Consider the following 19,822-nt stretch of genomic DNA (forward strand, 5'->3'; position numbering starts at 1 on the left):
CGCGGCACGGTGGGGACACAGGCAGCACGCCTGTGTCCCAGAGGCTCCCGGAGGTCGACATGCCCGCACGGCTGCGCTCGGTCCTGGCGGCCGTGCTCCTCGTCCTCGGGGTCGTGCTCGTGCCGGTCGGGGCGACCGCGACGTGGCTGCGCACCACGGTGACGGACACCGACAGCTGGGTCGAGACGGTCTCGCCGCTCGCGACCGACCCTGCCGTGACGGCCCTCGTCGAGGACCGCGCCACCGCGCGCGTCATGACGGCGATCACCGACCAGCAGCTCGTGCAGCGCGCGCTCGACGCCCTCGAGAGCCGTGGCCTGCCCGGGGCGGCCACGCGTGCGCTCGGGCTGCTGGCCGCGCCGCTCGCCGGCCAGGTCGAGCAGGTCGTGCGGCGGGTCGTCACGGCCGTCGTGCAGAGCCAGCAGTTCGCCACCGCGTGGGTCGCGGCGAACCGCGTGGCCCACACCCAGCTCGTCAACGTCCTGTCCGGGTCGACCGAGGGCGCGCTCGTCGACACCGGCACCAGTGTCTCCATCGACATCGGCAACCTCGTCGCACCGATCGAGGAGCGTCTCGTGGCCGCCGGCGTGCCCCTCGTCGACAAGCTGCCGCCCGTCACCGTCTCGGTGCCGCTGCTCGACAGCGCCGACGTCGCGGGCGCCCGGGCCGCCTATAAGGCGCTGCGCATCGGCGGCATCGCCCTGCCCGTCGCGGCACTCGTGCTCCTCGCCGCCGGGGTCTCGATGGCGCGGGACCGGCGACGAGCGGTCGTACGCGTGGGGCTCGGGGTCGCGCTCGCCTGCGTCGTGCTCGTCATGGGGCTGTCTTTCGCCTGGTCGCACACCACGAGCGGTATGCCGTCCGGCACGTCCGCAGCCGTCGTGTCGGTCGTCGACTCGGTGACCGGGGACCTGCGCCGGCTCGTGCGCGTCATCGTGGTCGTCGCCCTCGTGGTCGTGCTCGTCGCCCTCGTCGTGGGCCCGTCGCAGGGGGCACGCCGGGTGCGTGCGCTCGCCGCCGCGGGCTGGAACGGCGCGCGCGGCGGTGCCGAGCGTGCCGCCGGCGCTCCCCGCGCCCTGCCGGTCGCGGTCGGGATCGCCGTGGTGTGCGTGCTCGTCGTCGTGCTGGCCGGAGATCTGGGCACCGGCTGGACCGTGCTGCTCGTGGTCGTGGCCGCCGTGGCCCTGCTCGTCGCCGCTCTCGCCGCCCGGGCGGACACGGCGAACTCGGCAGACGGGGCCGACGTGTCAGTCGGAGCCCACGGTCCGGACGAGGCGGACGGGTCGGACGGGCCGGAGGCGCCGGACGGATCGGACCCGTCGCCCCAGGGCGCCGCCGAGGTCAGAGGGCCGGCAGCAGGAGCCTGACGCTGGTGCCGCGGCCCAGCTCGGAGTCGAGGTCGATGCGTCCGCCGTGCCTGTCCACGACGCGCCGCGCGATGCTGAGCCCCAGACCGGTGCCCGGCACCTGCAGGCTCTGCGGGTTGGTGCCGCGGAAGAACTCAGTGAACAGCCGCTCCTGGTCCTCCTCCGAGATGCCGAGGCCGTCGTCGGTGCACTCGAGCACCACCCGGTCGCGGCGGCTCTCGACCCTGACGGCCACCTGCCCGCCCGCGGGGGTGAACTTCACCGCGTTGCTCACGAGGTTCTGCACCACCCGTTCGAGGTCGTCCGCGCTGCCCCGCACGAGCGGCAGCCGCTCCTGCAGGTCGAAGGTGAGACGCACCTGCTGGGTGTCGGCACGCGGCCGGAACATGTCGACGACGTCCCGCGAGACCTCGCCGAGGTCGACGTCGGCCTCGGGCATGGTCCGGTCGGGGTCGCTGACGCGCGACAGCGTGAGCAGGTCGTCGACGAGGCTCTGCAACCGCTCGGTGTTGCGCTCGATGACGCCGAGCGACCAGTCGGGGTTGCCGTCGGGCTCCTGGCGCAGCAGCTCGACGTGACCGACGATCGAGGCGAGCGGGTTCTTCAGCTCGTGCGACACGGTCGAGAACAGCTGGGTCTTGCTGCGGTCCGCCTCCCGCAGCTCGGCACCCACGCGTCGCTCCACGGCATACGACCTCGCGTTGCGGATGGCGCGCCCGAGGTCACGGCCCATCTCGAGAGCGGCCACGGCCTCGGCCCCGGTCCAGTCCGGGTCGTCGGGACCGCGCGTGCACGCGATGTAGCCGAAGCAGCTCGAGCCCGAGCCCATCGGCGCGACGAGCAGCGAACGCGCCCCCGCGTCGCCGAGGAAGGCACGCACCTGCGCGACGTCGTCGTCGGCCCACAGCGCGGGCGGGTCGGCGTGCCCGGTCCCGACGACGGCCACCACGCCGGCACGCCAGCAGCTCGTGGCCATCCGTCGGGCGATCGCGACGAGGGACACGGGGGTGCGCACCGGGGCGCCGCTGCGGGCCGAGACGCTCTCGCGCTCGTCGTCGTCCTCACCGGCGAAAGCCCTGAGCCACAGGCCTGCCGAGGCGAGGCCGGCCGAGATGGGCACGGCGGCGACGTCGACGACCTTGGCGGGGTCGAGGTCCTCCTGGGCGATGCGCGCCACCGTCTGGACCGCCTCGCCCAGACGCACCCGCTCGGCGAGCGCGTGCCGCTGCCGAGCGCTCGAGATCGCGATGCCGGTCTGGTTGGCGAACAGCTCGAGCACGGCGCGCTGCGTCACGTCGGGACGCCGTCCCGTCAGCGGGAGGTCGACGGAGAGGATGCCGAGCAGCTCGCCCACAGCGTCGAAGAACGGAGCGATCAGGGTGTCCTCGGGGTGCCACGCGTCGGGGTCGCTGTCGAGGGTCGGAGCGGTCCAGTCGGGCGACACCCAGCCCTCGGCCGACCCGGCGGGCAGCTCGCCGGCCGGGACGAAGCGCAGGCTCCCCCATCGCTCGGCCACGGCGAACTCGGCCTCGAGGTTGGCGCGCGGGGTGCGTCGCCCGAGCAGCTCGGCGCGCGCGTCGTCGTCGCCGGCGACGGCCACGACCTCGACGTCACCGGAGGGCACGACGAGGCTGATCGCGGCCACCTTGAAGCCGACGACGTCGGCGGCACCGTCGACGACCATGTCGAAGAGGCTCGAGAGGTCGTCCTGGGCACTGACCCGGTTCATCAGGTCGGTGAGTCGCCGGAGCGCCAGCACCTCCCACATCACGCCGTCGCGCAACCCATGTCCCCTCACGTTGCCTACCCCTGGGGCGCGGTCCCCACCGCTGCTAGGAATCGTCCTGATGGTCACGATATGTCCCAGACGCGCTCGCGGGGGCCGGTCCGGCAGAACCCGAGACCGGAAGACTGACCGTGAAGGTCGAACCGACGTCGGGGGTCGAGTCGACCGACACCGAGCCGCCGTGCCCCTCGGCGATGGCGCGCACGATCGACAGGCCGAGGCCCGAGCCCTGGATCGCGCGCTCGTTGGCGGCGTTCGACCGGAAGAAGCGGGCGAAGACCCGCTCGTGGTCGGCCCGCGGGATGCCCATGCCGGTGTCGGAGACGACGACGCGGACGGCGTCGGGGCACCGGTCGTCCGGGTGGGCGACGAGCGTGACCCGGCCGCCGTCGGGAGTGAACTTCACGGCATTCGACAGCAGGTTGGTGACCATCCGTTCGAGCGCGGCGGGATCGCCCTCGATCCACAGCGGGCGCGGCGACACGTCGACCTCGCGCACGAGCTCACGCTGGCTCGTGACCGTCTCGACCGAGGTCCACGCGCTGGCGACGACGTCCGAGAGGTCGCACCGGCGCGGTTGCAGCTCGAGGCGACCGGCCTCGATGCGTGAGTGGAGCAGCAGGTCCTCGATGAGCGAGAGCAGCCGGCGACCGTTGCGGTCCACCCGGGCGACGAGCTCGAGCTGGCGCTCGGTGAGCGGCCCGGCGGCGCCGTCCTCGAGCATCTCGGCATAGCCGAGGACGCTCGCGAGGGGCGTGCGCAGCTCGTGGCTGACCGACGAGACGAAGTCGGACTTGGTGCGGTCGAGTGCGGTGAGCTCCTCGACCGCCTGCCGCTCCCGGTCGAGCGCGACCTGGAGGGCCACCTCGGCCTGTCGACGACGTGTCACGTCCTCGGCGACGCCGAGGTATCCGGTGAGCGCGCCGCTCTCGTCGCGGATCCCGCTCATCGTCAGCGACACGGTGCGCCGCGCGCCGTCCTGGCGCACGAACGTCCAGTCGCGCGTCTCGGTCGCGGCGCCGCCGCGCACCCGGTGCACGAGGACCTCGAAGCCGGGCTCGAGCCCGAGCTCGTCGGCACGGCGCTCGATCTCGGCCGCGTCGTGCACCAGCGACCAGTCGTGCGTGCCGACGACCTCCGCGGCCCGCCAGCCGAGCACGGTCTCGGCGCCGCGGTTGAAAAGCGTGATGACCCCGTCGAGGCCGGTGCCGATGATGGCGGTCGCCGTGGCCGCCTCGAGGACGGCCTCGACGAAGGTGCGGGCCGCCCGCTCGTCGGTGACGTCGGCGCCGGTCCTGACGAGGTGCGTGCGGCGTCCGTCGTCGTCGGTGAGGTAGGCGTTCGTCCAGACGAGGTGTCGCACGCCGAGCCCCGCGACGTGCCAGTCCTGCTCCTCGTGGAGCGGCACCGTGCCGTCCGCGATGCTGCCCCCGCCCGGGCTTGCGGCGTGGCGCACGTCGACCGGGAAGACGTCGGCGGCCCGTCGCCCGACGAGCTGGTCCTCCGGCGCGCCGAGCAGGCGGGCCGCGGTGGCGTTGAGACGGGCGATGGTCCCTGACACGTCGACGACGATGATGGCGCTGGCTGCCGTGTCGAGCACGACGCCGGACAGCTCGACCTCGCTGCGCAGCTCGGCGAGGGCGGCGCGGCGCTGGGTGGAGGCGACCGCGAGCGCGAGGGCCGTGACGGCCGCGGTCGCGAGGAACGCCTGCGTCAGTGCCCCGACGGTCTCGGGGCGGATCGTGCCGACCTCGCGCGCCGCCGCGAAGGGCCCGCCCCCGAGGCCGGTCATCGTCACCGACACGATGCAGACGACGAGCAGCTGCATCGCCACGGTGCGCAGGCCGAGGCGCAGCGCGCCCCAGACGAGCCCCGGGATGGGCAAGAAGGCGAGGGGCAGGGGCTGGTCCTCGTGGAACACCCACAGCGTCACGCCGACGACGGCGACCCACTGGACGAGGTCCTCGAGCGCCGGCCGGCGGACGCGCCGGATGCCGACCGCGATGCCGAGCGGGGCGATGACGAGCACGGCAGCCCCGTGCGAGGATGCCGCTGCCGACGCGGAGTCGAGGAAGCTCCCGTCGAGGACGAGGTGTGCGGTCAGACCGGCGAGCAGCCCGATGACCGCGGCCCCGGTCAGCGTCGCGGCGATCAGCCGCCAGAGGTCGTCCATCGAGGCGAGCCGGGGACGGCGGCCTCGGGCGGTCATGAGGCCGTGCACGACAGCGACCTCGGCCGCGTTGGCCACGCCGTAGAGCACGCTGACGAGCCCGGGACGGCCGCCGAAGGCGTTGGCGGCGGCGCTCGAGACGAGCACCCCGACCACGAAGGCGGTCGAGCGTCGTGGCCCGGGGTCGGTCGCGAGCAGGAACGCCACGGCCAGACCCGCCGCCGGCCACCAGAGCGCCACCGTCGAGCCCGGCAGCGCGAAGTGCACCGAGGTCACACCGAGCACGCAGACCCCGACCAGGGTCAGGGCCGCCGCGGTCCACCACTGCAGCCGAGGGCTCGTCACGCGGCCCACGCGTCCCCGTCGACGCCCGGTCGACGGGCGGCAGCTGTCGCCTGGGGCGCGGACCTCATGCGCTCATGATGGCGCAGCGGCCGGGCCAATCCGGCAAAAAGGAGTTTTCAGGCGTCGTGTCGCCATCGGCGCGCGGACGAGCCAGTCACCAGCCGGACTGCATGGCGGACCGCTGCGGCGCGGGTGCGCGGGTCAGCTGGAGGAAGCCGCCGGCCATCTCGCGGGACCGGAGCATGCGCCGGGCGAGACCGTGCGCGGCCTCGACGGCCACCTCCTGGTCGACGAACGTCGGCTCGGTGCAGAGGAACTCATGCCCCTTCCACCGGATGGTGCACCCCTTCGCGGCACGCACGTTGCGCACCCAGTCCGTCCTGCGCCCCCACGGCAGCCCGATGAGGAACGTCGTCGGAGTCGCGATGACGGCGACCGGCGTGACGTAGTCCTTGCCGCTCGACCGGCCACGGTGGCGCACCACCGCCCAGATCGGCGGGAAGCGGTGACCTGCCAGCCGCACGGCGACCTTGTTGAACTGCTTCGCTGCCGCGGGTGGGCCTGCCATCCCTTCAGTGTCCTCCCCGGTGGGTGCAGGTGGGTGGTTTCGCCGCCCGAGGACGTATGCCGTGTGGCCGGGTCGCGGACGTCGCGCCCGCCGTCACCGGTAGCTGATCACCACCTTCTTCGCGAGCGGGCGCACCGGCGTCTTCACCGTCAGCGTCCGCGTCGCCCTGTCGTAGGTCCACGAGCTCGGAGAGAGCCGGTGCCCGTCGACCTGGACCACCGCCGGCGCGTCGGCGCCGAGGAAGGTCGCGGTCCACGTGCGGCTCACCGGCTGGCCGACGTACGTGCCCTCGGTGCGACCGATGGTGAGCCGGTGGTTCGGTCCGTTCTCGGCATAGTCGATCACGGTCGTGGCGCTCCTGCTGAGGTCGGCCGACTCGCCGTCGTCCTCGTAGAGCGACGCTCGGCCCTCGGCTCCCGTCGCGACGGTCACCGTGGCAGTGTCGAGAGGCTTCGCGGCGTCGTTGGCGACGTCGTCGGTGCGCGTCGTCACGATGCCCCCGGACCGGACGAAGACGGGCATCGTCGACAGGCCGGTCGTGATCTTCGCGGTCGTGCCGCCCTGGTAGGTCTTGCCCGTGAACCAGTCGGTCCACGTGCTGCCCGTCGGGAACCACACGCTCGTGGTCGCGGTGTCCCCCGGCGAGCTCACCGGCGCGACGAGGACGTCCGGGCCGTAGAGGTACTCGCTCCCGGCGAGGGCATAGGACTCCTGCTCTGCCGGGTACTGCAGGTAGAGCGGGCGCACGATGGGAGTCCCGGTCTCCGTCGCTTCGCGGGCGAGCGTGTAGGTGTAGGGCACGAGCCGCTCACGCAGGTTGAGGAACTTCGTCGCCGACGCTCCCGCGGCTGCCGGATACTGCCAGGGCAGCCGGTCACTGTGGTTGGAGTGCAGCCGCTGGAAGGGTTGGAACGTGCCGAGCTGGACCCAGCGGGCGTAGAGCGCTGCGGAGAGCTGCGTCGAGCCCGGCTCGGCACCCGGCAACCGCTCGCCCGCGGTGTGCCCACCGATGTCGTGCGTCACCGAGGCGTTGCCGGTGGCAACGGACTCCCCTGGGGTGTAACCGATCTCGTAGTGCAGCGTCTGCCAGTCGGAGATCGTGTCACCGGTGAAGTGCATCGTGGTGCGCTTGTCGGCCCACGGCCCGGTCGGCACCGCTGTCGGGTTGCCGTAGCCACCTGCCTGCAGCGAGCCGTAGGCCCGCGAGAAGGCGAAACCGCGCTCCGTGCTCGGGGCGCTCCTCGTGGCGTACTGCTGGTTGATCCACGCGTCCGGGGTGACGCCGGCGAGACTGCTCGCCGACGAGCTGTCACAGCACCAGTCGAGCCACCAGAAGTCGAGGTCGGCGTCGAGCGGCTGGTGCAGGTCGAGGTAGGACTTCAGCTGCCTCGGGTCACCCCAGTCGAAGACGTGGCAGTCGGGAGCTCCGCCTCCGCAGTAGCCGGGCTTCAGGGCGCCACCGGCGGTCTGTTGTGCCGCGGGGTACCTCGGGTCGTTCCCGCTGATGCTCGGGTGGATGTTGAAGGAGGTGTGCACTCCCTGGCCGTGCAGGGTGTCGATGAAACCGTGGACGTCGGGCAGCTTCGTGGTGTCGACCTCCCACCCGTTCCAGGGGTTGCCGGCCTTCCAGTCCGTGTCGACGACGATGACGTCGAGCGGCATGCTCTCCTTGCGTGCCCGGTCGAGGATCGCGAGGAACTCGCTCTGGGTCCGGTCGAAGTACTCGGAGTACCAGACCCCGTAGGTCCAGCGCGGCATGAGCTTCGTCGAGCCGGTGAGCGTCGAGAGGTCCTGCAACGCGGCGGGGTAGTCCTGGCCGTACGCGAAGACGTAACCGTCCTGGTAGCCCTCGGCGCCGTGCACGGGTCGCTGGGTCACCTTCTGGGTGCTGGGGTCCCAGAGGGCCGAAGCGGTGTCGTCGAGGAGTGACCACCCGTCCTGGTAGAGCAGCCCGGGGGCCGTCCGGGTCTCGCCGTCGACGTTGTCGAGCCCGCGCCGATAGCCGCCGAGCGGTGCGTGCGGGGCCAGGAGAGGCGCCGACGTCGGGGTGACCGCCACGGTGTCGAGGTTGACGTTGCAGCTCGTCGTCGTCGGGCAGCCGAGAGCGATGGTGTTGTCACCCGCGACGAGTGACACCTCGGTGCTCACGGTCCGCCAGTTGCGCCAGCTGCTCGTCGCCGTCAGGTCGACCGTCATCGAGGCACCTCCGTTGGCGGTCACCGACATCGAGCGGGTCTGCAGGGGTGCGCTGCCGGCGAGGTGGTTCGCGTAGCGCAGCTGGAGCGAGTAGGTACCGGCAGCCGGCACTCCCTTCACCGTCAGGATGTCCGACGACCCGACGCGCTCGAGCCCGGCGACGAACCCGTCGCCCGAGTAGCCGTCGTGGTCCGTCGCCGTGCGAGCTCCTCCGGCCAGGACCCCCGAGTCGGCCTCGCAGAGCGTGCCGAAGGAGCAGTCGACCGGAGCCGGGGGCGGTGCTGCGGCCGGGTAGGCGGCTCCCCTCGGCAGCACTGCGACGTTGTCGACGTTGACGTTGCCCGAGTCCGATGACTCGCGGCTGATGCTCAGTGTGTGACGTCCTGCCGTCAGGTGCACGGGGACGCGGGCGACCGCCCACGTGTCCCAGGACGCGGTCGCCGGGAGCGAGATGCTCTGCCCGCCGGCGTCGTCGACGGTGGCCGTCAGGGAACGCGTCACGAGCTGGCCGTCACCGCCACGGTTGTTGGCGTAGCGGACCGCGACGTCGTAGTCCCCTTCGGCCGCAGCGACGACGGTGAGGTCGAGGGCATCGCCCGTGCCGGAGAATCCGGCAGCGAACCCTGTGCCGGAGTACCCGGTGTGGTCGGTGGCGAGACCAGGGCCGTCGAGACGCTGGTCCTCGGCCTCGCACCGCACCCCCGTCCGGCACAGCACCTCCGCGGGCCAGGGCGACGCAGTGACCGCCTGCCGCCCCGCCTCGAGGGCGATGTCGAGGTTCGCGTCGTTGAAGGGCCCGGAGTCGAGCCGGTAGCGCAACGTCACCTTCGACGTGGCGATCGTCAGCCAGCCGTCGGCCCGGGTCGTCGTGTAGGCCGTGGGGGCAAAGGCGTCGCGACCGACCACGTTGAAGGTGCCGGCGTCCTCGAAGCGGCCGTCACCGGCGTACTCCGTACGGATCAGGGTGGGCGAGAGGACCTCGAAGCGGGCCTTGCCGGCCGTGACCGTCGCCGTCCTGCCGTCGCGCACGACCGTCGCCGAGTCGCCGCTCGACGGTGCGCCCACAGCTGCTCCCGCGCCGCCGGTCAGGCTGGTCGCGACCACGGCCAGGGCGCTCAGGGCAACCCCCAGACCGGTCGCCCGCACTGCGGCTCCGGGCCTGCGTCTCGCTGCGAACATCGTCGTCCTCCTGCTCCACGACGCGCCCCAGCGCGCGCCGCCCGATCGCCATCGGAGCACGCCACAGCGTCCTCGGCCACGCCAGAACCGTTTGTGTCCGGTTGGCCTGTCCGGTGGTCAGGGCGGGAGGGTGCCGACGCGCCGGCCCGGCCCGGACCGGCCGGCGTGGCGAGGACGTATGCCGTGTGGCCGGGTCGCGGACGTCGCGTCAGCCGAGGTGCCCGCGCACCGACACGTGCCCCTTGAGCAGGTTGCGGGCGATGGTGCGGCGCTGGATCTCGTCGGTGCCCTCGTAGATGCGCAGCAGCCGCAGCTCGCGGTACCACCGCTCGACGGGCAGCTCTCTGGTGTAGCCCATTCCGCCGTGCATCTGCAGCACGCGGTCGACGATCTCGTTGGCCTTGACGCCGCCGTAGAGCTTGGCCATCGACTGGGACTGGCGCGAGTCGAGGCCGCGGTCGACCTGCCACGCGGCCGTGAGCACGAGCCAGCGCAGCGCCTCGATCTCGACGGCGGAGTCGGCGACCATCCACTGGATGGCCTGCCGCTCGGCGATGGGCTGGCCGAAGGTGACGCGGTTGCGGGCCCACTCCATGCCCATCTCGACGAGCCGCTCGCACGAGCCGAGCGCGCGGGCCGGCAGCATGTAGCGGCCCTTGCCGATCCAGCGCATGGCGAGCTCGAAGCCCTTGCCCTCCTCGCCGAGGATCGCCGAGTGCGGCACCCGGACGTCGTCGAAGACGAGCGCCGCCGGCCCCCATTCGCCCATCGTGTCGATCGGGGTGCTCGTCCAGCCGCGGTCACGGTCGACGAGGAAGCACGTCACACCGCCGTCGGCGCCCTTCTCCTTGTCCGTCACGGCGAAGACCATGACGAAGTCGGCCTCGTGGCCGCCGGTGATGAAGGTCTTCTCGCCGTTGATGACCCACTCGTCACCCTCGCGGCGGGCGCTCGTGCGGATGGCTCGCGCGTCGGAGCCGGCGCCCGGCTCGGTGATGGCGAAGCACGACCTCCGCGTGCCCTCGATGGTCGGGCGCAGGTAGGTCTCCTGCTGCTCCTCGGTCGCCGAGAAGAGGATGTTGTCGGCCTCGCCGGCGAAGCGGAACGGCACGAACGACCGGCCCAGCTCGATCTCGATGAGCGCCGCGACGACGGCGCCCTGCCCCATGCCGCCGTGGCTCTCCGGCGTCTGGATGCCGAAGAAGCCGGACGAGCGAGCCTTGTCCTGAAGGCTTTTCAGCTCCTCGGCCGTCAGGCCACGCTCGCCCCGCCGCTCACGCTCGAGCACCTGCGGCTCGAGCGGCACGATCTCCTTGCGCACGAAGGTGCGCACCCAGTCACGGATCTCGCGCTCCTCGGCGCTGAGGTCGAAGTCCATCGTCGGTCCCTTCGTCGTGCGGTCGGCTGGAGTGGTCGTGCAGTCGGTGGACGAGCGGGCGTATGCCGTCCCGCGGAGGTCAGCGGGCGGCATACCTCCGCAGCTCGGCCTTGGCGAGAGCGTTCTTGTGCACCTCGTCGGGACCGTCGGCGAAGCGGAGGGTGCGGATGCCTGCGAAGGCGGCGGCGAGCTCGGTGTCCTGGCTGAGCCCGGCGGCGCCGTGGGTCTGGATGGCCTTGTCGAGAATCCACTCGACGGTCTTGGGCGTCGCGATCTTGATGGCCTGGATCTCGGTGTGGGCGCCCTTGTTGCCGACGGTGTCCATGAGCCACGCGGTCTTGAGCACGAGCAGGCGCAGCTGCTCGATGCGCACGCGGGACTCGGCGATCCAGTCGCGGACGACACCCTGCTCGGCGATCGGGCGGCCGAAGGCGACCCGCTCGGACGCGCGCCGGCACATGGCCTCGATGGCGACCTCGGCGAGGCCGATCGAGCGCATGCAGTGGTGGATGCGGCCGGGGCCGAGGCGGGCCTGGGCGATGGCGAAGCCGGTGCCCTCCTCGCCGATGAGGTTGCTCACCGGCACGCGGACGTCGGTGAAGCGCAGCTCGGCGTGGCCGCCGTGGTCGTGGTCGTCGTAGCCGAAGACCTCCATGCCGCGGACGACCTCGACGCCGGGGGCATCGCGCGGGACGAGGACCATCGACTGCTGACGGTGCCGCTCGGCCGACGGGTCGGTCTTGCCCATGACGATGAAGATCTCGCACTCGGGGTTCATCGCCCCGGTGATCCACCACTTGCGGCCGTTGATGACGTAGTCGTCGCCGTCCCTGCGGATCGACAGCTCGATGTTGGTCGCGTCGCTGCTGGCGACGTCGGGCTCGGTCATCGCGAACGCCGAGCGGATCTCACCGCGCAGCAAGGGTTTCAGCCATCGCTCCTGCTGCTCGGCGTTGCCGAACTGCGTGAGCACCTCCATGTTGCCGGTGTCGGGAGCGGCGCAGTTGAGGACGGCCGGGGCGAGGCGGATGGAGCGGCCGGTGATCTCGGCGAGCGGGGCGTACTGCAGGTTGGTCAGGCCGGCGCCGTGCTCGCCGGGGAGGAAGACGTTCCACAGTCCGAGGTCGCGAGCCTCCTGCCGCAGCTCCTGCAGCACGGGCGCGGTGCTCCACGCCCACCGGTCGGGCAGCGCCGAGACCTGCTCGTCGAAGACGGGCAGCGACGGCACGATGCGCTCGTCCATGAAGGTGAGCAGCGACCGGCGCAGCTCCTCGGTGCGAGTGTCGAATCCGAAGTCCATGTCAGCTCTCCTTGAGGGCGGCGAGGCCGGCCGTGACGAGGGGGACGGTGGCCTCGCCGATCGTGGCGAAGCCGCCGCCGACGGTCTGGCCCTGCGTGTAGCGGTAGTGAATGCCCTCGAGGATCACGGCGAGCTTGAAGTAGGCGAGCCCGAGGTGGAACGAGAGGTGCCCGAGGTCGCGGCCGCTCGCTGCGGCATACCGCTGGCGCAGCTCGGGTCCGCTGATGAAGCCCGGCGCCCGCGAGACGTCGGAGACTGCGACGGAGTCCATGAGGAGCGGCAGCCGCTGGTAGGCCTCGAGCAGCGCCACGTCGGTGAGCGGGTCGCCGATCGTAGCCATCTCCCAGTCGAGCACCGCCGACACCTCGTCGTCGGTCGTGACGAGGAGGTTGTCGAGACGGAAGTCGCCGTGGACGATGGTCGGATCGCCTTGCGTCGGAACGGAACCCGCGAGCTGCTGGTGCAGCTCGTCGATGCCGGGCAGGTCGCGGCTGCGGGAGGCGTCGAGCTGCTGCTTCCAGCGCCGGACCTGCCGCTCGAGGAAGCCCTCGGGACGGCCGAAGTCGGCGAGACCGACCTCGGCGGGGTCGACGGCGTGCAGGGCGACGAGCGTGTCGACCATGCGCTCGCTGATGGCGCGCACCCGCTCCCCGCCGAGCGGCTGGAGCTGCGCCTCGAAGCGGTAGGGCGTGCCCGCGACGCGCTCCATGACGTAGAACGGGGCGCCGATGACGTCGGGGTCCTCGCACACGGCATACGTGATCGGGACGGGGACGGCGGTGTCGCGCAGCGCGGTGATGACGCGGTGCTCTCGCACCATGTCGTGCGCGGTGGCGAGCACGTGGCCCAGGGGCGGGCGGCGCACGATGACGGTGCTCGTGCCGTCGCCCACCTCGTAGGTGAGGTTGGACTTGCCGCCCGCCACGACCCGCCCGGTCAGCGGCCCGTCGAGCAGGCCGGGGGCCGCACGGTCGAGGAAGCCCCGGAGCGCGTCGAGCGGCAGTCCCGGCGGGTCGGTGCGGTCGGCGTCCGTCACGTCAGTCCTTCGGTCCGCCGGCGACGTAGATGACCTGGCCCGAGACGAACCCGGCCTCCTCACGCACGAGGAAGGACGCAGTCGCAGCGATGTCCTCGGGCTGCCCGACGCGCGCGACGGGGATCTCCTTGGCGGCGCCCTCGAGGAACTGCTCGAACGTGATGCCCATGCGCTCGGCCGTCTGACGGGTCATGTCCGTCGCGATGAAGCCCGGGGCGATGGCGTTGGCCGTGACGCCGAACTTGCCGAGCTCGATGGCGAGCGTCTTGGTGAAGCCCTGCAGGCCGGCCTTGGCAGCGGAGTAGTTGGCCTGGCCGCGGTTGCCGAGCGCCGAGGTGGAGCTGAGGTTGACGATGCGGCCGAACTTCGCGTCGATCATGTGCTTCTGCGTCGCGCGGGTCATGAGGAACGAGCCGCGGAGGTGGACGTTCATGACGGCGTCCCAGTCGTCCGCGGTCATCTTGAAGAGCATGTTGTCGCGGATGATGCCGGCGTTGTTGACGAGCACGGTCGGGGCGCCGAGCTCGGTGGCGACGCGCTCGACGGCGGCTGCGACGCCGGCCTCGTCGGACACGTCGACACCCACGGCGAGTCCCTTGCCGCCCGCGGACTCGATCTCGGAGACGACTGCGGCGCAAGCCGACTCGTCGAGGTCGAGGACGGCCACGGCATACCCGTCAGAGGCGAGGCGCTTGGCGACGGCGGCGCCGATGCCGCGCGCGGCGCCCGTGACGATGGCGGTGCGCTGGGTGGTCGTGGCGGCGGTGGTCGGCTGGTCGGTCATGCGTTCTCCTGGGTCGGGGTGGAGGTCGGGGTGGTGGAGAGGTGGGTCTGGTGGTCGAGCTTCTGCTGGAGCCGGTTCATGCCGGCGAGCCAGGCGTCGGGGCGGGCGGCGCGCTGCTCGTAGTAGCCGCTCACCTCGGGGTGCGGGAGCACGTAGAAGGCGTCGGTCGCGAGCGCCTGCCACGCGGCGTCGGCGACCTCGTCGACCGTGAGTGTCGCGTCCAGGGTGAGGAGGTCCTTGAGCGGGCCGGAGCCGTCGAGCATCCGGGTCTGCACGCCCTGGGGGCAGATGGCCTGCACGACGATGCCGCGGTGCCGGTAGGTCGCGCTCAACCACTCGGCGAACGAGACCGCCGCGTGCTTGCTCACGGAGTAGGGCGCATCCCCGAGCATCGTGAGCAACCCTGCGGCAGAAGCGGTCACGACGAGACGACCACCACCGGCGTCGAGCCAGCGCGGCACGAGGTGTCGGGCGGCGCGCACGTGGGCGAGCACGTTGGTCTCGAGGGTGCGGCCCCACTCGTCGTCGGAGGCGTCGAGCCCCTTGAGGGTGCCGATGCCCGCGTTGGCGAAGAAGACGTCGACGTGACCGAGGTGGTCGTATGCCGTGTCGACGAGGTGGCGCACGCCGGCGTCGGTCGACGTGTCGCCGGGGACGGCGAGCGCCCCCGTCTCGTCGGCCACGGACTGCAGCTCCGCGGCGTCGAGGTCGGCGACGACGACCTGCCAGCCCTCGCGCGTGAGTCGGGTCGCGATGGCGCGACCGATCCCCCGGGCGGCTCCGGTGACGACGGCGGTGTCGGGCATGCTGCTCCTCGCAAGGGGACTAAGCGCTTGCTTACCTTGACGACAGTAGCCCCTCCCCGTCAAGAGCCGCTCCCCCGGCCCCCCACACCCTCAACCGTCGAAAGGCCACAGTTTGCGGGTGCCGCCCCCTCGAGAGGCCACAGTTTGCGGGTCCCGCCCCATCGAGAGGCCAGAGTTTGCGGGTCCCTCAGCCGGTGACGCGGTGGACGAACGCGACGGCCCGGTCGAGCGCCTCCCGCCCTTCCGCACTGTCGAGGTCGAACTGGCACTCGTGGCCGAGCCGCGGCTCGTGGTCGTCGGCGTAGAGCAGGGCGTCGTGGTCGACGCCGTGCCGGTCGAGAGCCTCGACGAGCGCGTGGGTGTGCGGGAGCAGCGGGTCGCCGTTGCCGGCGGAGACGAAGGTCGGAGGGAACGACGGCGTGACGTGCCCCGGGACCGAGCCCTGGCGGGTGGTGCGCTCGTCGTGGCGCCGGCTCGAGCCGAGGTAGGACCAGATGGCCGTGTCGATCAGCCAGCTGCCGAGCCGGGTCGACCCTTGCGCGAGGGTGAAGTCGTAGGCGCCGCAGAACAGTACGAGGCCCTTGAGCGCCTCAGAAGGCAGGTCCACGTCGATGCCGACGTCCCTTGCATATGCCGTGTCGCTGACGAGCAGCGCGACCTGCGCGGCGATCTGGGCACCGGCCGAGTCGCCCGCCAGGACGATGCGGCCGGGGTCCACGCCGAGACGGTCGGCGTGGTCGACGAGGTGGGCCAGCGCAGCGGCCACCTGCTTGACGGGCGTGGGGTAGCGCGAGCCTGGCGCGATCGAGTAGTCGACCCCGACCGTCGTGAACCCGCGGCCGGCGAGCACGCGGAGGTAGTTGGCGACGTCGGTCTTGGATCCCGACACAAACGCCCCTCCGTGGACCCAGACGACCGTGGGCAACGGCTCGTCACGGGCCGGGCGGAAGACGTCGAGCCTCCCGTCGGGGGACGCGATGTCGTAGGCCTCGTCGACCACCTCGACGAGGTCGCCCGGGACGTGCTTCTCAATGGCGGAGCTCGCCCGTGCCGCTCCGCGGTCGAAGACGGCCCGGATGAGCAGCGCCGACGGCCAGGGCGTCGTCCGGGCGGTCACGAGCAGCGCGCCGGCCGCGGTCGCCGTGCCCAGTCCGACCCTGCGTGCCAGACCGCGGGCCCGGTCGACGATGCCTACCATGTCGCGAATCTAGTCCGGTGACCCGCAAACGTCGGCTTCTCGACGGTGCCACACCCGCAAAGTCTGGCCTTTCGACGGTGGGGCACCCGCAAACGTTGGCCTCTCGACGGTGGGGCACCCGCAAACGTTGGCCTCTCGACGGTTGGGGAAGGGTTGGATGTGGGTGGGAGCGGGCAGGATCAGGTCATGCAGCTCTCGGACGTCGTCGCCACCTCGCACACCGTCGCCGCCACGTCGTCGCGCACGGCCAAGGTCGAGGCGCTGGCCACCTGCCTGAAGCGCGCCGCGGAGGACGGGCCCGAGGTGGTCGAGGTCGTCACGGCGCACCTGTCGGGCACGCTCCCCCAGCGGCGCATCGGCGTGAGCTGGCGCGGCCTGCAGGGCCTGCCCGACCCGGCCGAGACCTCGACCCTCACGGTCGAGGAGGTCGACGCGGCTGCCTCGGCGATCGCCGGCATCGGCGGCTCGGGCTCGGCGGCCGCGCGGTCGGCTGCCGTCCGCGACCTGTTCGCGCGTGCGACCGCCGACGAGCAGGCGTGGCTGCGCGGCCTCATCACCGGCGAGACCCGTCAGGGCGCCGGGGACGGGGTCATGCTGCAGGCCGTCGCCAAGGCGGCCGAGGTGCCGGACGCCGCCGTCCGCCGTGCCGTGATGCTGGCCGGTTTCGCCGGTCCCGTCGCGAGCGCCGCGCTCACCGGGGGCGCCCCGGCCCTCGAGGCGATGACGCTCGAGGTCGGTCGCCCGCTGCGGCCGATGCTGGCAGGCTCCGCGCCCGACGTCGCCGCGGCCCTCGCCACGCTGGGGGGCGAGGTCGTCGTCGAGACCAAGCTGGACGGCATACGCCTGCAGGCCCACGTCGACAACCGCACGAGCCCCGGCACGGTGCGCCTCTTCACACGCACGCTCGACGAGGTCACCGACCGGATGCCCGAGATCACCGAGGCGCTCGCGGCGCTCGACGTGGAGACGCTCGTGCTCGACGGCGAGGTCATCGCGCTCGGTGAGGGTGGTCGCCCCCAGCCCTTCCAGGTCACGGGCGCGCGCACGGCCAGCAGCGCCGACGTCGAGCGGCTGCGCGAGGAGGTGCCGCTGACGCCCTTCTTCTTCGACGTGCTCCACCTCGACGGCGCCGACCTGCTCGACGAGCCGGCCCACGTGCGCTGGAGCCACCTCGGGCGCACCGTGCCGCCCGCGTGGCTCGTGCCGCGCGAGAGCACCGACGACCCCGAGCGGGCCCAGCAGTTCTTCAGCGACCTCGTCGCCGCGGGTCACGAGGGCGTGGTCGTCAAGGACCCCGCCCTGCCGTACGCCGCCGGCCGGCGCGGTCCGGGCTGGGTCAAGGTCAAGCCCCGGCACACCCTCGACCTCGTCGTGCTCGCCGTCGAGTGGGGCAGCGGCCGACGCAAGGGGTGGCTGTCCAACATCCACCTCGGGGCGCGCGACGCCGAGACGGGCGAGCTCGTCATGCTCGGCAAGACCTTCAAGGGCATGACCGACGAGATGCTCGCGTGGCAGACGGAGCGCTTCCGGGAGCTCGCCGTCGACCCGGTCGACGAGAGCGGCTGGGTCGTCAGCCTGCGGCCCGAGCAGGTCGTCGAGATCGCCTTCGACGGCGTGCAGAGGTCGACGCGCTACCCCGGCGGCATGGCGCTGCGCTTCGCCCGGGTGCTGCGCTACCGCGACGACAAGCCCGTCTCGGAGATCGACACCGTGCAGACCGTGAGGTCGCTCGCCGGCTGGTGACGCTCGGGCGGGAGTCGCCCTGACGAGTCGTCCGGAGCGTGCTGTCCACCGGACCGGTCGTCGCTATCTGTTGCCTACGCCTCGGTACGTAGGTAAGTTCCGCCCGGAAGGCAGATTGCGTCATTTCTTCACATCTTCTGGAGGCACCATGACCATGTCCGATCTCTCGCGTCGCTCCGTCATCGCCGGCGGTCTCGCCGCTGCAGCGGCCGGCGCGGCGGCCGGCAGCGCCCGCGCCGCCTCGACCTCCTCCCCTGCGGCCGTGGCCGGGGAGAACGGCTGGGTCACCTCGACGATGGCCCGGATGACGTTGGAGGAGAAGGTCGGCCAGCTCTTCATCCAGAACGTCTACGGCAAGGACGCCACGACGCCGGACAGCCGCAACCTGCCGCTCTACGGCGTCGCGAGCCCGGCCGAGGTCGTGCAGAAGTACCACCTCGGTGGCGTCATCTACTTCGCCTGGACCGACAGCGTGCAGGACCCCGACCAGATCGTCGGCCTCTCCAACGGCCTGCAGAAGGCGGCCCTGACGCAGTCGAGCAAGGTCCGCATCCCGCTCCAGATCGCCACCGACCAGGAGCAGGGCGTCGTCACCCGCATCGGCCCGCCCGCCACCCAGTTCCCCGGGTCGATGGCCCTCGGCGCCGGCCGCAGCGCCGCCGACGCCCGCACCGCCGCGGCGATCACCGGCATGGAGCTGCTGGCCATGGGCGTCAACACGAACTTCGCGCCCGACTGCGACGTCAACGTCAACCCGCTCAACCCGGTCATCGGGACCCGGTCGTTCTCGTCGCGGCCCGAGCTCGCCGCCGAGCTGGCGGCGGCGCAGGTCGCCGGCTACCAGCGTGACGGCAAGGTGGCCTCCTCGGCCAAGCACTTCCCCGGTCACGGCGACACCGCGACCGACAGCCACGTCGCCTTCCCGGTCATCACCCACACGCGCGAGCAGTGGGAAGCCATCGACGCACCGCCGTTCAAGGCAGCGATCAACGAGCAGATCGACATGATCATGACGGCGCACCTGTCGTTCCCCGCGCTCGACGACTCGGGCAACCCCGCGACGCTGAGCAAGCCGATCATGACGGATCTGCTGCGCCACGAGCTCGGCTACACGGGCGTCATCGTCACCGACTCGCTGGCCATGCAGGGCGTCCGTGACCTCTACGGCGATGCCGAGGTCGCCGTGCGCGCCCTCCTCGCCGGCGTCGACCAGCTGCTCATGACGCCGGCCATGGACGACGCCTTCGCCGCCGTCCTCGACGCAGTCCGCAGCGGCCGCATCCCGCAGGAGGACGTCGACGCCAAGGTCCGCCGTGTCCTGAGCCTGAAGTACCGCCGCGGCATCGTGGCGCGACCGTACGCCGACCCGAGCGCCGTCCCGTCCGTCGTCGGCACCCCGTCGCACCTCGCAGCCGCCGACTCCGTGTCGGACCGCACGACGACGCTCGTCAAGAACGACGCCAAGGCGCTGCCGATCGCCCCGAAGGGCAAGAAGGTCCTCGTCACGGGCTACGGCGTCTCGACCACGGCCACCCTGGCGGCGGCGCTGACCGCCAAGGGCGCCACCGTCCAGACGGTCCAGACCGGCACGTCCCCCACCGATACCCAGGTCGCAGCCGCCGTGGCCGCTGCCGCCGACAAGGACGTCGTCGTCGTCACCACGATGAAGGCGTGGGACACCAGCGTCACCGACAAGCGCGGCGGCCAGCAGAAGCTCGTCAAGCAGCTGCTCGCCACCGGGACGACGGTCGTCGTCGTCGCCGTGCGCGACCCCTACGACATCGCCTACTTCACGAGCGCTCCGACCTACGTCGCGACGTACTCCTACAGCCCCGTCGCCATCGAGGCCGCAGCACGCGTCATCGTCGGCGACGTCACCCCGACCGCGTCGCTGCCCGTCGACATCCCCGTCGCCGGGGACCCGGACACCGTCCTCTACCCCTTCGGCCACGGCCTCACCTACTGA

Annotated in this window: 13 protein-coding genes; 3 read left to right on the plus strand and 10 right to left on the minus strand. The window is 72.1% G+C overall.

Annotation, left to right across the window (positions count from 1 at the left end; all coding sequences use genetic code 11):
* Positions 1-32: 32 nt before the first annotated feature.
* Positions 33-1,367 (plus strand): hypothetical protein, encoded by a 1,335-nt coding sequence (locus U5C87_RS00870; protein WP_330474776.1) that lies wholly within the window; start codon positions 33-35, stop codon positions 1,365-1,367.
* On the opposite strand, the gene U5C87_RS00875 is transcribed toward U5C87_RS00870, so the two are convergent.
* The 10 genes from U5C87_RS00875 to U5C87_RS00920 all read right to left on the minus strand — a co-directional run bounded on the left by U5C87_RS00875 (position 1,342) and on the right by U5C87_RS00920 (position 16,113).
* The gene (locus tag U5C87_RS00875) at positions 1,342-3,150 is read right to left on the minus strand and encodes a GAF domain-containing sensor histidine kinase (RefSeq protein ID WP_330474777.1); all 1,809 of its coding nucleotides are present in this window, start codon (positions 3,148-3,150) and stop codon (positions 1,342-1,344) included. The two genes, U5C87_RS00870 and U5C87_RS00875, sit on opposite strands and share 26 nt — an antisense overlap.
* 49 nt (positions 3,151-3,199) lie before the next feature.
* Positions 3,200-5,668: a sensor histidine kinase gene (locus U5C87_RS00880; RefSeq protein WP_330474778.1), complete on the minus strand. Its 2,469-nt coding sequence runs from the start codon at positions 5,666-5,668 to the stop codon at positions 3,200-3,202.
* Positions 5,669-5,822: 154 nt separating this feature from the next.
* Complete coding sequence (locus tag U5C87_RS00885) at positions 5,823-6,236, minus strand: nitroreductase family deazaflavin-dependent oxidoreductase (protein ID WP_330474779.1); 414 nt, start codon at positions 6,234-6,236, stop codon at positions 5,823-5,825.
* 93 nt (positions 6,237-6,329) lie between these two features.
* Positions 6,330-9,536, minus strand: coding sequence for a TIM-barrel domain-containing protein (locus U5C87_RS00890; protein ID WP_330474780.1), 3,207 nt, complete (start codon positions 9,534-9,536; stop codon positions 6,330-6,332).
* A gap of 283 nt (positions 9,537-9,819) precedes the next feature.
* Entirely contained in the window at positions 9,820-11,082 is a 1,263-nt protein-coding gene (locus U5C87_RS00895) for an acyl-CoA dehydrogenase family protein (RefSeq protein ID WP_330474781.1), read from the minus strand.
* Complete coding sequence (locus tag U5C87_RS00900) at positions 11,069-12,289, minus strand: acyl-CoA dehydrogenase family protein (RefSeq protein WP_330474782.1); 1,221 nt, start codon at positions 12,287-12,289, stop codon at positions 11,069-11,071. The genes U5C87_RS00895 and U5C87_RS00900 overlap by 14 nt, the downstream gene beginning before the upstream one ends.
* Before the next feature lies 1 nt (position 12,290).
* On the minus strand, positions 12,291-13,325 hold the full coding sequence (locus U5C87_RS00905; protein WP_330474783.1) for a phosphotransferase family protein: 1,035 nt from the start codon (positions 13,323-13,325) through the stop codon (positions 12,291-12,293).
* 1 nt (position 13,326) lies between these two features.
* Entirely contained in the window at positions 13,327-14,109 is a 783-nt protein-coding gene (gene fabG / locus U5C87_RS00910) for a 3-oxoacyl-ACP reductase FabG (protein WP_330474784.1), read from the minus strand.
* A complete protein-coding gene (locus U5C87_RS00915) occupies positions 14,106-14,915 on the minus strand; it encodes an SDR family NAD(P)-dependent oxidoreductase (RefSeq protein ID WP_330474785.1) in 810 nt (269 codons plus the stop codon). Before U5C87_RS00915 ends, fabG begins: the two co-directional genes overlap by 4 nt.
* Before the next feature lie 187 nt (positions 14,916-15,102).
* Positions 15,103-16,113: an alpha/beta hydrolase gene (locus U5C87_RS00920; protein WP_330474786.1), complete on the minus strand. Its 1,011-nt coding sequence runs from the start codon at positions 16,111-16,113 to the stop codon at positions 15,103-15,105.
* A gap of 186 nt (positions 16,114-16,299) precedes the next feature.
* On the opposite strand from U5C87_RS00920, the gene U5C87_RS00925 reads away from it, so the two are divergent.
* A complete protein-coding gene (locus tag U5C87_RS00925) occupies positions 16,300-17,856 on the plus strand; it encodes an ATP-dependent DNA ligase (RefSeq protein ID WP_330474787.1) in 1,557 nt (518 codons plus the stop codon).
* A gap of 148 nt (positions 17,857-18,004) precedes the next feature.
* Complete coding sequence (locus U5C87_RS00930; RefSeq protein ID WP_330474788.1) at positions 18,005-19,822, plus strand: glycoside hydrolase family 3 protein; 1,818 nt, start codon at positions 18,005-18,007, stop codon at positions 19,820-19,822.

Origin of the sequence: Terrabacter sp. C0L_2 (assembly GCF_036352015.1) — a bacterium.
Classification (GTDB): Bacteria; Actinomycetota; Actinomycetes; order Actinomycetales; family Dermatophilaceae; genus Terrabacter; species Terrabacter tumescens.

What these genes read in the sequence shown, in the direction of transcription:
- U5C87_RS00915 (WP_330474785.1), bottom strand. Translation starts at nt 14,915, where the DNA reads ATGCCCGACACCGCCGTCGTCACCGGAGCCGCCCGGGGGATCGGTCGC.
- U5C87_RS00895 (WP_330474781.1), bottom strand. Translation starts at nt 11,082, where the DNA reads ATGCCGCCCGCTGACCTCCGCGGGACGGCATACGCCCGCTCGTCCACC.
- U5C87_RS00930 (WP_330474788.1), top strand. Translation starts at nt 18,005, where the DNA reads ATGACCATGTCCGATCTCTCGCGTCGCTCCGTCATCGCCGGCGGTCTC.
- U5C87_RS00925 (WP_330474787.1), top strand. Translation starts at nt 16,300, where the DNA reads ATGCAGCTCTCGGACGTCGTCGCCACCTCGCACACCGTCGCCGCCACG.
- fabG (WP_330474784.1), bottom strand. Translation starts at nt 14,109, where the DNA reads ATGACCGACCAGCCGACCACCGCCGCCACGACCACCCAGCGCACCGCC.
- U5C87_RS00900 (WP_330474782.1), bottom strand. Translation starts at nt 12,289, where the DNA reads ATGGACTTCGGATTCGACACTCGCACCGAGGAGCTGCGCCGGTCGCTG.
- U5C87_RS00885 (WP_330474779.1), bottom strand. Translation starts at nt 6,236, where the DNA reads ATGGCAGGCCCACCCGCGGCAGCGAAGCAGTTCAACAAGGTCGCCGTG.
- U5C87_RS00920 (WP_330474786.1), bottom strand. Translation starts at nt 16,113, where the DNA reads ATGGTAGGCATCGTCGACCGGGCCCGCGGTCTGGCACGCAGGGTCGGA.